Annotated in this window: 12 protein-coding genes, 3 tRNA genes and 1 riboswitch; of the genes, 9 read left to right on the forward strand and 6 right to left on the reverse strand. The window is 70.0% G+C overall.

Annotated features, from left to right (window positions below):
* Positions 1-301: 301 nt before the first annotated feature.
* The 7 genes from AC1DS4_RS10570 (at position 302) to AC1DS4_RS10600 (ending at position 4,230) form a co-directional block, all read left to right on the forward strand.
* The gene (locus AC1DS4_RS10570; RefSeq protein ID WP_477624455.1) at positions 302-1,291 is read left to right on the forward strand and encodes a pirin family protein; all 990 of its coding nucleotides are present in this window, start codon (positions 302-304) and stop codon (positions 1,289-1,291) included.
* Between the two features lie 35 nt (positions 1,292-1,326).
* Entirely contained in the window at positions 1,327-1,620 is a 294-nt protein-coding gene (locus AC1DS4_RS10575) for a hypothetical protein (protein WP_477614006.1), read from the forward strand.
* Entirely contained in the window at positions 1,617-2,456 is an 840-nt protein-coding gene (locus AC1DS4_RS10580) for an oxidoreductase (protein ID WP_477614007.1), read from the forward strand. Before AC1DS4_RS10575 ends, AC1DS4_RS10580 begins: the two co-directional genes overlap by 4 nt.
* A 4-nt stretch (positions 2,457-2,460) precedes the next feature.
* Complete coding sequence (locus AC1DS4_RS10585; protein WP_477632773.1) at positions 2,461-3,528, forward strand: PHP domain-containing protein; 1,068 nt, start codon at positions 2,461-2,463, stop codon at positions 3,526-3,528.
* Positions 3,525-3,899, forward strand: coding sequence for a GntR family transcriptional regulator (locus tag AC1DS4_RS10590; protein ID WP_477632774.1), 375 nt, complete (start codon positions 3,525-3,527; stop codon positions 3,897-3,899). The genes AC1DS4_RS10585 and AC1DS4_RS10590 overlap by 4 nt, the downstream gene beginning before the upstream one ends.
* Positions 3,900-4,063: 164 nt before the next feature.
* Positions 4,064-4,136: transfer RNA gene (locus AC1DS4_RS10595), tRNA-Glu, on the forward strand.
* Between the two features lie 20 nt (positions 4,137-4,156).
* A tRNA-Asp gene (locus tag AC1DS4_RS10600) sits at positions 4,157-4,230 on the forward strand.
* Between the two features lie 103 nt (positions 4,231-4,333).
* Here the strand turns inward: AC1DS4_RS10600 and AC1DS4_RS10605 are convergent.
* Genes AC1DS4_RS10605 through ssuE form a run of 6 tightly spaced genes read right to left on the reverse strand, consistent with a single transcriptional unit; the run spans position 4,334 to position 9,984 of the window.
* Positions 4,334-5,236, reverse strand: coding sequence for a TauD/TfdA dioxygenase family protein (locus tag AC1DS4_RS10605; RefSeq protein ID WP_477614010.1), 903 nt, complete (start codon positions 5,234-5,236; stop codon positions 4,334-4,336).
* Entirely contained in the window at positions 5,233-6,582 is a 1,350-nt protein-coding gene (locus AC1DS4_RS10610) for an LLM class flavin-dependent oxidoreductase (RefSeq protein WP_477632775.1), read from the reverse strand. The genes AC1DS4_RS10605 and AC1DS4_RS10610 overlap by 4 nt, the downstream gene beginning before the upstream one ends.
* Before the next feature lie 36 nt (positions 6,583-6,618).
* Complete coding sequence (locus AC1DS4_RS10615) at positions 6,619-7,512, reverse strand: ABC transporter permease (protein ID WP_477614012.1); 894 nt, start codon at positions 7,510-7,512, stop codon at positions 6,619-6,621.
* The gene (locus tag AC1DS4_RS10620) at positions 7,512-8,357 is read right to left on the reverse strand and encodes an ABC transporter ATP-binding protein (RefSeq protein WP_477632776.1); all 846 of its coding nucleotides are present in this window, start codon (positions 8,355-8,357) and stop codon (positions 7,512-7,514) included. The genes AC1DS4_RS10615 and AC1DS4_RS10620 overlap by 1 nt, the downstream gene beginning before the upstream one ends.
* Positions 8,354-9,409, reverse strand: coding sequence for an ABC transporter substrate-binding protein (locus AC1DS4_RS10625; RefSeq protein ID WP_477632777.1), 1,056 nt, complete (start codon positions 9,407-9,409; stop codon positions 8,354-8,356). Before AC1DS4_RS10625 ends, AC1DS4_RS10620 begins: the two co-directional genes overlap by 4 nt.
* Entirely contained in the window at positions 9,409-9,984 is a 576-nt protein-coding gene (ssuE, locus tag AC1DS4_RS10630) for an NADPH-dependent FMN reductase (RefSeq protein ID WP_477614015.1), read from the reverse strand. The genes AC1DS4_RS10625 and ssuE overlap by 1 nt, the downstream gene beginning before the upstream one ends.
* Before the next feature lie 283 nt (positions 9,985-10,267).
* Positions 10,268-10,382: riboswitch (SAM riboswitch) on the reverse strand.
* Positions 10,383-10,739: 357 nt separating this feature from the next.
* Between ssuE and AC1DS4_RS10635 the strand changes: the two genes are divergently transcribed.
* Positions 10,740-10,816 (forward strand) — tRNA-Phe (locus AC1DS4_RS10635).
* Positions 10,817-10,966: 150 nt separating this feature from the next.
* Positions 10,967-14,371 carry a response regulator gene (locus AC1DS4_RS10640; protein ID WP_477632778.1) on the forward strand — a complete coding sequence of 1,135 codons (3,405 nt, stop codon included), beginning with the start codon at positions 10,967-10,969 and terminating at the stop codon, positions 14,369-14,371.
* Positions 14,372-14,482: the final 111 nt, after the last annotated feature.

Below are 14,482 nucleotides of genomic sequence, written 5' to 3' on the forward strand. Positions count from 1 at the left end.
CGCACCGTGCGACGCGACAGCACCGGCCCCGTCCGCAACAAACGACCCTTGGGAGGTGCACTGACCAAGACCCGCAGGACAAACTGACGTAAGGAGTGTCAAGGATCAACCGACGTAAAACCGTCAACCATCAGCCGAATGCCTACAGGCCCACCGGTGCCCGAAAAACTTGGCTGTCTGACGCGGCGCGCGTGACTCGAGAGTGCACGACACGCTGACGCGACCGTGATGTCCTCAGCGTGTCGTGCACACTCGATGGCACGTCTGCTGCGGGTGAGCGCGTTCGGTGCAGACTGGGTTCGTGAGCAATGTCGAGACCCAGCCGCAAGAAACCGTCTGCTCGACGGCGCCGTCCGTCGACGGGGTGGAGATCCTCGAACCCCGTGACGTGCCCCTCGGCGGGCCTCGCGCGATGACAGTCCGTCGCACCCTCCCCCAGCGCCAGCGCTCCCTCATCGGCGCCTGGTGCTTCGCCGACCACTACGGCCCGGACGACGTCGCAGGCTCGGGTGGCATGGACGTCCCGCCCCACCCCCACTGCGGGCTCCAGACGGTCAGCTGGCTGTTCACGGGCGAGATCGAGCACCGCGACAGCCTCGGCTCGCACGCCATCATCCGCCCCGGTGCGGTCAACCTGATGACCGGTGGGCTCGGCATCGCCCACTCCGAGGTGTCCACTCCGGGCACGACCGTCCTCCACGGGGCCCAGCTGTGGGTGGCCCTGCCCGACGCGTACCGCAACGCCCCCAAGGCATTCCAGCACCACGAGCCGACGCCGACGCGGCTCGACGGTGCCACCCTGAGCGTGTTTCTCGGCAGCCTGGCCGGCCAGACCTCCCCGGTCGAGAGCTTCACCCCCCTGCTCGGCGCCGAGGTCACCCTCGACGCGGGGGCCACGGTCGAGCTGGGTCTCGACGCGGCATACGAGCACGGGGTGCTGGCCGACAGCGAAGGGCTCACGGTCAACGGCACCGCCACCCCGCGCAGCGCCATGGCCTATCTCCCCACGGCGACCGCGACGCTCACCCTCACCAACACCGGAAACGACAGCGCCCGGGCGCTCATCCTCGGTGGGCCGCCGTTCGACGAGGAGATCGTCATGTGGTGGAACTTCGTCGGCCGCAGCCACGAGGACATCGTGACCGCTCGCGAGGAGTGGATGGCCCACTCGGAGCGGTTCGGTGAGGTGGACGGGTACGCCGGCCAGGTCAAGCACCTGCCGGCGCCAGAGATGCCTGCCGTGCGGATCCGCCCGCGCTCCAACACATCTCGCAGCGCCCGGGACGCGTGACCCCTTCCCGGCGGGTGATGGGGCAGACTGGCGGCATGAGTCCCACCACCGGACAGCGCCCCGGGCAGCGACCTGGTGGCGTCGCCGCCTTCGCCCCCATCGTCGTCGCCGTCTGTGCGATCGTCCTCGTCCGCGAAGGTCTCGAGGCGGTCCTCCCCAGCCTCAACACGTGGGTCGTCTTCGTCATCGCCCTGGCGGCGGGCTGGCTGGCGTACGCAGGCGTCGAGCGCTGGGTCGCGCGCCGCAACGGGGGCGGACCCGCCGGCCCCGCAGGACCCGCAGGACCCGCAGGACCGGCCGGACCCGCAGGGCGCGGCGAGGAGCAGTGAGCGCCGCCCCCACCGGACCTGTCCTCGTCACCGGCTGCTCGTCCGGCATCGGCCGTGCCGCAGCCGAGGCGCTCATCGCACGCGGCCACACGGTCTATGCCACCGCCCGTCGCACCGAGACCCTCACCGACCTCGAAGCCGCGGGAGCGCGCATTCTCGCCCTCGACGTCACCTCCGAGGAGTCGATGTCCAGCGCGGTCAAAACGATCGAGGCCGAGCACGACAGCATCGGCGCCCTGGTCAACAACGCCGGGTACGGCGAGTACGGCACCATCGAGGAAACAGACCTCGACAAGGTGCGCACCATGTTCGAGACCAACGTGTTCGGACTCGCCCGGCTCACCCAGCTCGTCCTGCCGGCGATGCGCGAAGCCCACAGCGGTCGCGTCGTCAACATCGGCTCGATGGGGGGCCGCTTCACCTTCCCCGTCGGCGGCTACTACCACGCGACCAAGTACGCCGTGGAGGCGATCACCGACGCCCTGCGCAACGAGGTGCGCGGCTTCGGCATCGGCGTCAGCCTGATCGAGCCAGGCCTCATCCGGACCGGCTTCGAGGAGACCGCCCTCACCTCCGATGCCGCTGCGGCACAACAACATTCACCGTATGCCGCGTTGCTGGCCTCCAGCGCCAGCAACACCACCGGCGGCTACGGAAACCCCATGGTGGCCACCGGCCCGGAGTCCGTCGCCAAGGTCGTCGTCAAGGCGGTCGAGTCGCGCCACCCCCGGTCGCGCTACATCGTGACGCCGGCGGCCCGTGCGCTCATCGCCACGAGGACGCTCGGTGGCGACCGGGTCTGGGACTTCATGATCCGGCAGCAGTTCAAGGGGTAGCGCCGTGGTCGCGTCCGTGGAACCCCTCACCGCACCCGTCGAGCCCGACGACGCCCTGCGACGCATCGCCTTCCTGCTCGAGCGGGAACGGGCAGGCTCCTACCGCGTCGAGGCGTTCCGCAAAGCCGTCGTCACGGTCCGGGAGACACCGGACGACGAGCTCCGCAGCCGCCACGAGGCCGGCACCCTGCAGGACCTCCCAGGGATCGGGAAGTCCACCGCCGCCGTGGTGAGCGAGGCCCTGGACGGTGAGCTCCCGGCATACCTGGAGTCGTTGCAGGGAAAGGCGAGGCCGCTCGCCCAGGGCGGCACGGACCTGCTCGCCCAGATCAAGGGCGACTGCCACTCGCACTCCAACTGGTCGGACGGCGGCAGTCCCATCGAGGAGATGGTGCTCACGGCCGTGGAGCTCGGGCACGAGTGGCTGGTCCTCACCGACCACTCCCCCCAGCTGCGCGTGGCCAACGGGCTCACGGCCGAGCGACTGACCAAGCAGCTGGCCATCGTCGACGCAGTCAATGCGTCGCTGGGTGGGCAGTTCCGGCTGCTCAAGGGGATCGAGGTCGACATCCTCGACGACGGGTCGCTGGACCAGACCGACGCGATGCTCGCCAAGCTCGACCTGGTCACCGCGAGCGTCCACTCCAAGCTCAAGATGAACAAGGCGCCGATGACCAAGCGGATGGTGGCCGCGGTGTCCAACCCCCGCGTCAACGTGCTGGGCCACTGCACCGGGCGGCTCGTCGAGGGATCGCGCGGGACGCGAGCACAGTCGGAGTTCGACGCGCGCGCCGTCTTCGAGGCCTGTGCCGAGCACGGCACCGCCGTCGAGGTCAACAGCCGTCCCGAGCGGCGCGACCCGCCGGACGAGCTGATCAGGCTGGCGATGGAGATCGGCTGCGTGTTCGCGATCGACTCCGACGCGCACGCCCCCGGGCAGCTGGAGATGAAGGCCTACGGCTGCGAGCGCGCCGAGGAGCTCGGCATCGACCCCGACCGGATCGTCACCACCTGGGACGTCGACCGCCTGCTGACGTGGGCCGCCCCGCAGACGGCTGCGAGCGGCGGGTGAGCACCCCGCCGGTGTCGGTCGACCTGACGGCCCCGGAGCCACCCTTCGAGCAGGTCCGCGCCCAGCTGGCCGGGCTGATCGCCCGCGGCACCCTCGCGGAGGGCGACCGGCTCCCGACCGTGCGCGGGCTGGCCGCCGACCTGGGCCTGGCGGTCAACACCGTGGCCCGGGCCTACAAGGAGCTCGAGGCCGAGGGTCTCGTCACCACCCGAAGTCGCGCCGGGACCGTCGTGGCGGCGGGCTCTCAACCCCTCGATGTCGCCCTCAACCGCAGCGCCGCGGACTACGCCATCCTGGCCGCACGGGCCGGGCTGAGCGAGTCGGCGGCCGTCGACCGAGTGCGCGCGGCGCTGCGCGAGGCACGCGCCTGACCAGCCACGCGGCATACCGTCGGGTCGTGGGGACGGGCGGCGACCAGCCCCCCGCTCGCTTCGCCCACGGACCCGTTTTGGTTATCCGGGCGGTCTGCCCGTATGCTTTCGCGAGTCCTCGACGGATCCGCGCCTGGCGCTAACGGCGGGGGGCCGTTGAACTGGTCCCCATCGTCTAGCGGCCTAGGACCCCGCCCTTTCACGGCGGTAGCACGGGTTCGAATCCCGTTGGGGATACGCAGTAAAAGCACCATCTAGGCCCCGTAGCGCAGTTGGTTAGCGCGCCGCCCTGTCACGGCGGAGGTCGCCGGTTCGAGCCCGGTCGGGGTCGCTCGAAAGCCAAGAGGCCCGCACACACGTGCGGGCCTCTTCGCATGTCCGGGTATGCCGCGGGGCTGGGCCTCGTGCGCCGGCCCAGCCCTGCGGCATCCCTGTCAGTCCCCCTGCGTGTAGTGCGACGCGTCCCCTTCGATCACCCTGCTCTTCTCCCCCGTCAGCCCCACCGGCACGTCGCCCGCGACCGTGACCCGGTGGAGGCGGCGCGGCAGGTGGTCGTAGTTGTCGATCGCGTAGTGCTGGGTGATCCGGTTGTCGAAGATGACGAGCTGGTCCGGCTCCCAGGCGACACGCACGACGTTCTCGGGGCGCGTGATGTAGGACTGGAACAGCCGGATCAGGTCCCGGCTCTCCGCGGCGGACAGCCCGACCAGCCGCTGGGCGAAGCCGCCGAGGTAGAGCCCCTTCTCCCCCGTCTCGGGGTGCACGCGGACGACCGGGTGGGCGGTCCGATAGGCGGTGGAGGTGAACTCAGCACGGTTCTCCCTGGCCTGGTCGTCGAGGGACTCCTCCGGCTCGGCGTAGTCGTAGTCGTTGGTGTGGATCGCCCAGAGCGAGTCGGCCAGCAGCCTCAACGGCTCGGGCAGGTCGCGGTAGCCCGCACCGGTGTTGGCGATCAGCGTCTCGCCGCCGTGGGGTGGGACCACCTTGCTCGACAGGGTGGTCGCCTTCGGTGGCGCCTGGACGAAGGTGACGTCCGTGTGCCAGTGGTTGGCCGCCCCCTTCTCGCTGTCGACGGGAAGGATCCGCGGGGCGCCCGGCGCCGACGCGACCGTGGGGTGCGCCGTCGTGAGCGGGCCGAAGTGCGCGGCGAACCGTTCCTGCTGATCGTCGGTGAGCGGGGCACGGCGGAAGACGAGCGCCTTGTGCTCCAGCAGAGCCTGGTTGAGGAACTGGATGGTTTCGGCGTCGAGGTCGGAGGTGAGGTCGACGCCGACGATCTCGGCGCCGATCCGTCCGGTGATCTTGCGGACGTCCCGGTCGGTCGCGATGGCGGTCATGCTGCGTGCTCCTTCGTGGTGAGGGCGTGCTCGGTGTTGGGGTTGGCCGGCCGGGGCAGGCCGTAGTGGTCGCGCAGCGTCCTGCCCGTGTACTCGGTGCGGAACAGGCCCCGACGCTGCAGCTCGGGGACCACGAGGTCGACGAAGTCGTCCAGACCGCCCGGCAGCGTCGGCGGCATGACGTTGAACCCGTCGGCTGCCCCCTGCTCGAACCACTCCTGGATCTGGTCGGCGACCTGCACGGCCGTCCCGGCGAACACCCGGTGGCCGCGCCCGCCGGCCAGCCTCTCGATGAGCTGGCGGACCGTGAGGCCCTCGCGCTCGGACAGGTCGAGGATCAGCTGCTTGCGGCTCTGGTTGCCTTCCGTGCCCACCGCCACGGGCGGCAGTGGTCCGTCGAGGTCGCCCTCGGTCAGCTCGTGGTCGAGCATGGTCGAGAGCTGCGCCAGCCCGTATGCCGGGTTGATCAGGGCGTTGAGCTCGGCCTCCTTCTCCTTGGCCTCCTCCTCGGTGCGCCCGACGACGGGGCTGATGCCAGGGAGGATGAGCAGGGCTTCCGGGCGCCGACCGTGGGCGGCGAGCCGGCCCTTGAGGTCGGCGTAGAACGCCTGCGCCTCCTCGAGCGTCTGCTGCGCGGTGAAGACGGCCTCGGCGAAGCGGGCCGCGTACTCCTTGCCCGACTCGCTCGACCCCGCCTGCACCAGGAGGGGGTAGCCCTGCACGGGCCGGCGGATGTTGAGTGGGCCGCGCACCTCGAAGTGCGGGCCCTTGTGGTCGATCGGAGCGATGCGGTCGGTGTCGGCGTAGATGCCCGACACCTTGTCGGCGATGACGGCCTCGTCGTCGAAGGAGTCCCAGAGCGCCTGGGCGAGCTGGACGAACTCGGTGGCCCGCGCATACCTCGCCTCGTGGTCGGGGCGACCCTCGAGCCCGAAGTTCCGCGCCTCGTCCTGCCCGGCGCTCGTGACGATGTTCCACCCGGCCCGCCCACCGCTGAGGTGGTCGAGCGAGGCGAACGCGCGAGCCAGTGTGTAGGGATGGTTGTAGGTCGTCGACGCGGTCGCGATGAGCCCGACGTGGGTCGTCGAGGCGGCCAGGGCCGAGAGCAGGGTGAGCGGTTCGAAGGCGCTGTGCGTGTTGTGCTTCACGTTGCCGTGCAGCGCCACTCCGTCGGCGAAGAAGACCGAGTCGAGCAGGCCGCGCTCGGCCGTCCTGGCGATGTCGACGTAGTGCTGCAGCGTGAGCGCGCGGGCGGGTTCGACCTCAGGGTGTCGCCAGGCGGCCTCGTGGTGGCCGGTCGACATGATGAAGGCGTTGAGATGGAGCTCTCGGGGTTCAGTGGACATGGTTCAGCTTTCCTTTCAACGGATCTGGGGTGCTGGTCAGCGGGCCGCGGCAGCGACGCGCCAGCGCGAGAAGTGCCGCTCCAGCCGGACGAGGACGGTGTTCACGAGGAGCCCGAACAGCGAGACGGTGAGGATGCCGGCATACATGTCCGGGATCTGGAAGCTGCTCTGGGCGTTGACGATCAGGTAGCCCAGCCCCGCCTTCGCGCCCACCATCTCGGCGGCGATGAGGACCAGGATCGAGGCCGTGCCCGCCATCCGGACGCCCGTGAAGATGGTGGGCACCGCGGAGGGCAGGACCACCTTCTGGAACAGCCTCAGGCTGCCCAGCCCCAGCGACCGGGCGGCCCTGACGAGGAGCGGGTCGACCGTGCGCACCCCGGCGATCGTGTTGAGCAGCACCGGGAAGAAGCTCGCGTACGCGACGATCGAGATCTTGCTCGTCTCCCCGATCCCGAGCAGTAGGACGAAGACCGGCAGGAGCGCGAGGGCGGCCGTGTTGCGGAAGGCTTCCAGCAGCGGCGTGAGGAACTCGCGCAGGCCGTCGTACCACGCCACCACGAGTCCCAGCCCGATGCCCGCGACGACCGCGACGCTGAACCCGATCACCGACCGGGTCAGGCTGGCCGCGACGTGCTGCTGGAGCTGGCCGCTCTGGACCAGTCCCCACCACGCCTGGAGCACCTCGTGCAGAGGCGGGAGGAACACCTTGCGCGCGGGGTCGAGCAGGTACTGCGTGCCGAACTCCCACAACAGCAGGAAGAGCACGACGGCCGCAGACCTGCGCGTCCCCCGCCCGAGGCGGCGCGCGACGGCACCCCACCAGGTATGCCGCGTGGCAGCCCGCCGAGCCACGCTCGCCTCGGGTGCCGGGCCGGGCTGCGTCGGCGCTGTCAGATCACGACCTGGGTCCAGGGTTGCGGTGCTCATCAGGCTGCCTTCTCTGTGCCGTCGGGCTGGATCTTGAGGTGACCGGCGTCCTGGGCGCGGCGCACCTCGTCGTGCAGGAGCGTCCAGACCTCGTGCCGGTAGTGCACGAAGCGGGGGTCCGACCGCAGGTCCGTGGTGGACTCGCGGTCGCCGAGGTCGACGTCGACGAGGGCCTTGAGACGCCCGGGGCGGGCGCTCAGGACGGCCACGCGCTGGCCGAGGTAGACCGCCTCCTCGATGCCGTGGGTGATGAACACGACCGTCGTGTCGGTGGCTCGCCAGATCCGCAGCAGCTCGTCCTGCAGCTGTTCACGGGTCTGCGCGTCAAGGGCCGCGAACGGCTCGTCCATGAGGAGGATCCCGGGTTGGTAGGCCAGGCTCCGGGCGATCGCGACCCGCTGCTTCATCCCACCGGAGAGCTCGTGGGGGTAGCGGTCCTCGAACCCCTCGAGCCCCACGAGGGCCAGGTTCTCGCGGGCCCGTTCGGTGCGCTCGCGGCGACTCAGTCCCCGTTGCTCGAGGCCGAACGTCACGTTGGCGAGGGTGGTCCGCCAGGGAAAGAGCGCGTACTGCTGGAAGACGATGCCCCGGTCGAGACCGGGACCGGTCACCTCGGCGCCGTCCACGAGGACGCTGCCGCTCGTGGGGCGGCTCAGCCCGCCGAGGAGGTCGAGCAAGGTGGTCTTGCCCGACCCGCTCGGTCCGACCAGCGTGAGGAACTCACCGCGTGGCACCTCCAGGGACACGTCGTCCAGCGCGACCAGCGGGCGTGCTTGCGGCTGGTCCCTGGTCGGGCGGAGCGCGAACTCCTTGGTCACGCCACGCAGCTCGATGTGGGCACTCATGAGGACGCCTTCGACGCGAGCCCGTTGTAGTCGTTGGTGTAGAGGTCGCGGGGCTTGAGCGCGCCCTGCTCGAGGACCCCGCTGTCGACGAGCCACGGCTCCCAGCGGGTGAAGTCCTGGTCACTGATCAAGCCGCCCTTGCTGGCGACTCCCACGCTCTTCCAGAACTTGAGGTTGTCGGTCTTCTCGTTGCGACCACGCTTCTCGATGATGGTGGTGAACCGCGTGATGACGGTCTCGCGAGAGCTCGTGCGCTCCCACTCGATCGCCTTGGCGACCCCGGTGACGAACTCCTTGGCTGCCGCCGGATGCTTGGCGATGAAGTCGTCCCGTAGGACGTACTGACCACCGTTGAAGGCGCCGAACAGCTCGTAGTCGCTGAACAGCGACCGCAGCCCACCCGTGGCGATGGCGTGGTCCTGCAGGACCCCCGAGAGGGTGCCGACGTCGACCTGCCCACGCCGGACGGCCAGCTCGGTGTCGTTGGGGGGCAGTGGGACCAGCTGCACCTGCTTGATCTCCTCCGGCGTGAGGCCGTTCTTCTTCAGGTAGGTGTCGATGACCGCCTCGGCGTGCGCCCCCAAAGTGTTGACAGCGACCTTCTTGCCGATCAGGTCGTGCGGGGTCCGGATCGGACTGTCGTTCTTGACGTAGAAGCCGTTGAACGTCCTGGCGTCCTCGCCGTAGTAGTTGATGACGGCCTTGACCGGGGCGCCTGCGCCGATGAGCTTGACCACGGCGCCGGAGAACGCACCGCCGAAGTCGGTCTGCCCCGTGGCCGCGGACTGGATGTCCTGGGGACCGCTGGTGGTGTTGCCGACCCAGTTGAGCTTGAGGGTGGGGAAGTAGCCCAGGTCGGAGGCGAGCTCGGGTAGCGACACCGAGTTGGCCCACCCCTGGTAGCGAATGGTCACCGGCCCCTTGTCCTTCGCGGACGTGCTGGCCTCGCTCGACGGGAGCGAGCAGCCGGACACCAGGACGAGTGGCAGGGCCGCCGCCAGCGAGGCGACCAGCGCCCGGCTCGCGGTGAAGGAACCACGGATCGTGCGCATCAGGCCACCGCCTCGCGGAGCACGGCACCCGCGGTGACCAGCGAGCGTCCTGCCACGGTGTCGAGGAAGACGGTCGTGACCTCGCGCAGCGGGCGCAGGGCAGCCTCGTCGAGGAAGGCCTCACCCCCGTCGACGAGCCTCACGTGGTCGGCCAGGACGAACCAGCCCGGGGTGATGCTGCTCGGCGACAGGCTCGCCAGGACGGGGCGGAGGGCATAGTCGACGACCAGCACGTGGGCGGGCGTGCCGCCGGTGGCCACCGGCAGGACGACCTTGCCCCGCAGCGCGAACTGCGGCAGCAGGTCGAGGAAGGTCTTGAGCAGGCCGCCGTAGGCCGCCTTGTAGACCGGGGTGGACACGACGACCGCGTCTGCCGCCTCGAGCGCAGCCACGGCGCGGGCCACGTCGGGGTCATGGGCGTCCCCGCGCAGGAGTGGGCCGGCCGGCAGGTCCCGCAACACGATCGGGACGACGACGTGGCCGGCGCGTTGGAGCTGTCTCGCGATGTCGGAGAGGACGGCGTCGGTCTTGGAGGAGAGGGAGGGACTGCTGGAGATCGTGGCAATGACAGCCATGGGTGGATCCTTTCGGGCAAGGGGAATCGCCGGTCCCGCGCCGAGGCGCAGAACCGTTGGAGGAGAATGGGTTTCGAGGCAGCAGGTGCCGAACAGACCTACGAGCGCAGGTCAGAGACCGGCTGAAGCCGACGAACGACGAGGGCGCGCGTCAGGGGCGACAGAGCGCGCTGGAAACCCTGAGCAGGTCGATGTGCCTGCGCAGGACGGGTCGGCAGGAGCGATCGGCTGCCTGCCTGGATCCGTTGTCCTTCATGGGTTTCCGTCCTCGGATGAGGCTCGAGCCTCGCGCTTGCGGCGGTCGTTCGACTGCCACCTGGTCTTCACCCGGAGCACCCCACCGCGAGTGGGAGGGTTGCCGTCCAGCGAGCCGGGGCTTGTCACTGGAGCTCATGACCTGCGTCGAAGGTAGCGGCTCCTCCATTGCCTATCAAATAAGTAGGATATGTCTCTCGCATGGTGGGACGACAAAGAGCTCCCACGCACGGAATCCGTTGCGCGGCTGCCCTTCGTGCCGACGGGCCGAGCTCACTCGTGCTCGGCCAGCCCAGCGGCATACGTCACCGGCTCGGCACCCAGGCCGCGCAGGAAGTCGTGGTTGCACGCGGGGCCATTCCGCGATGGCCGTCGGTTGTGAGGGGGCAGCACGGATCGGCTATGATCCTGCAGTCGCGACGGTCCCCCGGGCTTCGGCACGAGACCGCCGCGATCGCATGTTCTGGATTGCATGGTCACCATCACGCACATGCACCCACGGCCAGGTAGCTCAGTTGGTACGAGCGTCCGACTGAAAATCGGAAGGTCGGCGGTTCGACCCCGCCCCTGGCCACCACCCGAGAAGCCCCAGGTCCTCGAGGTACCCCTCCATCCCCCTCGATAGAGCAGCTCCGCTGTGGTCGTTCAGCGGCTTGGTGGTGCAGGATCTGGGCCGAATTGAGTGTTTGAGGGCGCTTCTTTGCGGCTGATGAAGGAAGATCACTGCGTGCAGCATCCGCAGCCCCTCGACCCAGGCGCCCGTGGACGTACCGCAGGTGCGAGCGACCTCGGGACCCTGGGCGGCAAGGCAGACCTCGGCGACCTGAGCCGCTGGCTGGTCGAGGCGTCGCCCGACGGCCTGTGGGTCTTCGACGCCGAGGGCAGGACCGTGCTCGCGAACCCACGACTTGCGGAGATGCTGGGCAGGACGGTCGACGAGATGGACGGGCTGTCCGTCTTCGAGACCCTGGACGCGACCGGCCAGGCCCAGTTCGCCGAACACCTGAGCGGACTGCAGGGCAGCAGCGCCCCCGGCAGCAACCTCGAGTGCAGCCTGCTGCGCAAGAACGGCGAGCGGTTCTGGGCACTGGTCAGCCACACCCCGATCAGGGACGACGACGGCAACCACGTCGGATGGTTGCACCGGGTGACCGAGTACAGCGATCAGCGACGGCTGATCGAGACCCTGCAACGGCGCGAGACGCAGCTGGCCGAGGCGCAGCACATCGCCAAGATCGGCAGCTGGGAATGGGACGTCGGCAGCGACGTCGTGGCGTGGTCCGACGAGCTCTACCGCATCTACGGCGTGGAGCCCGACTCCGGCTTCGTCCCCAACTACCAGGGCTTCCTCGACCGGATGCACCCCGACGACCGGGACGCCGTGGCCGAGGTGGTCCGGCGCGCCCTGGAGGAGACGGGCGAGTTCGAGTTCGACGCGCGCATCTTCCACAGCGACGGCTCCCTGCGCTGGATCCGTGGCCGTGGCCGCCTCACCCGCGACGAGGTCACCGGAGCCCCCCTGCGCATGGGCGGCACCTCCCAGGACATCACCGAGAGCAAGGACGCGGAACAGGCCCTGGCCCTGCTCACGTCCATGGCAACCGCGGCCAACGACGCGACGACGTTGGCCGAGGTCATCCCCACGATCCTCAAGGACGTGGCACGGCACACGGGATGGCAGCCGGTGGCAGCGTGGGTGGTGACCAGGGACGGCGAGCTCGAACCCGTCCCGGGCGAGACCCGCGACGTGCCGGAACAGGACGTCGCCGAGGCCACCCGGATCGCGATGGCCGCCGTCGAGTCGCGCAGCCCCCAAGCCTCCCTCACGACGGAGGGCACCGCCCTCGTGGCCGCGCCCGTGGTGGCCGAGGACCGCGCCGCGTGCGTCGTCGTCATGGACACGCGGGCGACCACCCCGCCCACCGACAGCGACGGGCTGACGGTGGCCAGGGCGGCGGCGATCTTCTCCCGCGTCGCGGAGCGTCAGCTGGCCGCCGAGCGACTCGAGCAGGCGCGCGACAACGCGATGAGCGCGTCGATGGCCAAGTCCGAGTTCCTCGCGACGATGAGCCACGAGATCCGCACCCCGCTCAACGGCGTGATCGGGCTGTCCGAGCTGCTCGGACGCACCGAGCTCACGCCGCACCAGCGACGGCTCGCCGACGGCATCGACGGCGCCGGCCGGAGCCTGCTCTCCCTCGTCAACGACATCCTCGACCTGTCCAAGATCGAGGCCGGGCGGCTCGACCTCGAGGCGGTCGACTTCGACCCGCGAGCCATCGTCGAGCAGAGCACCACCATGATGGCAGAGCGCGCCCGCGCCAAGGACCTCGAGCTTGCGGTGACCTGCCACCCGGACGTCCCTGCAGTGGTGAGCGGCGACCCCGTGCGATTCGGGCAGGTCATCTCCAACCTGACCGCAAACGCCGTGAAGTTCACCAACAGTGGAGAGGTCGTCGTCCGGGCCACGGTCGAGACGACGGACGAGACCAGCGACGCGACCAGCGACGTGACGCCCGACGTGACGCGCGTCGAGACCAGCGACGTGACGAGCGCGGAGGCCACCGACGCAGGCATCGTGCTGCGGGTCGAGGTCAGTGACACCGGGTCGGGCATGACGCCCGAGGTCAAGGAACGGCTGTTCACGGCGTTCTCCCAGGGCGACAGCTCCACCACGCGCGAGTACGGCGGCACGGGGCTCGGCCTGGCCATCAGTCGCCAGATCGTCGAGGCCATGGGCGGTGAGATCGGCGTCAACAGCGAGTCCGGGTACGGCAGCACGTTCTGGTTCACCGTGCGCTTCGCGCCGGCCAGCGTCAGCGCCGCCGTCGCCGCACCAGTGCCCTCGGTGGCCGGGCTGCGCGTGCTGGTCGTCGACGACAACGAGACCAACCGCTTCATCCTCGAGGAGCAGCTGGCCGGCTGGTCGATCGAGGCGGCGATCGCCTCGTCGGGGGTCGAAGGTCTCGGGCTCCTCGACGACGCCCACCGGCGCGGGCAGCCCTTCGACGTGGTGCTGCTGGACTACCTCATGCCCGGCGTCAACGGCGAGCAGTTCGCCCGGATGATGCGTGGTGACGGCCGCTTCGGCGACACCCGGATCGTCCTGCTCACCTCGGCCATGGACCTCGATCCGGAGGTCCTGACGGCGGCCGGCATCGACGTGTCATTGACCAAGCCCGTGCTGCCCTCCAGTCTGCTGGACACCCTCGCCGACCTGGCCGGCGCCCGCGCCGAGACCGCCCCGCCGAGCGGTGCGCCGAGCGGTGCGCCGAGCGTCCCTGGAACCGCCTCCTCGACTCCCGGCCGCGCCGACCGGCGCCTCCCGATGGGTTCCCGGGGCCGCGTCCTCGTCGTGGAGGACAACGAGGTCAACCAGTTGGTGGCCGTCGGCATCCTCGAGAGCCTCGGGTATGCCGTGGACGTCGCCGAGAACGGGCTGGCCGGCTACTACTCGTTCCAGTCGGCCGACGGCGCGTACGACGCGGTGCTGATGGACTGCCAGATGCCCCAGATGGACGGCTACGACGCCACGCGCATGATTCGCTCCTTCGAGGACGACCAGTACCGGACGCCCATCATCGCGATGACGGCGGCGGCCATCGCCGGCGAGCGCGAGCGCTGCCTCGAGTCGGGGATGGACGACTTCCTCACCAAACCCGTCGACGTGGCGCTCTTGCGCGACACCCTGGAGCGCTGGGTCCCGGTCAACGGCGACCACAGCGCCGAGACCGACGCCACGGACAGCCGACGGCTCGCGTCTCGGGCGGACACCACCGTGCTGGACCCCTCGCGCCTCGAGGAGCTGCTCGACCTCGACCCGGGCGACCCGACGATGCTGCTGAGGTTCATCGACAGGTTCGGGCCCAATTCCCGGGCCGCGCTGGCCACCATGCGCGAGCACCGCGAGGCGGGCGCGGCCCACGAGCTGAGTCGCGCGGCACACGGTCTCAAGGGCAGCGCGGCCAACCTCGGGGCCGAACGGCTCGCACTGCTCTGCGCGGACGTCGAGCACCTCGGCGAGGACGGCGTGGTCGTCGACCAGCCTGCCCTGGTGGCCGTGGAACGTGAGCTCGACGCGGCCGTCCGGGCGCTCGAGTCCTTCGCTGTCACGCTGCGCCGGCTGTCCTGACCCCCACGCCTCCATCACGAAAGCCACCGGTCATCTGTGGGATGACCGGTGGCTTCCGTTGAAGGGACTTGCTCTCTTGCCGTTCCAGCGCCCGTCTGGCTGAGGGACGGG

Source organism: Pedococcus sp. P3_C7, assembly GCF_056402615.1.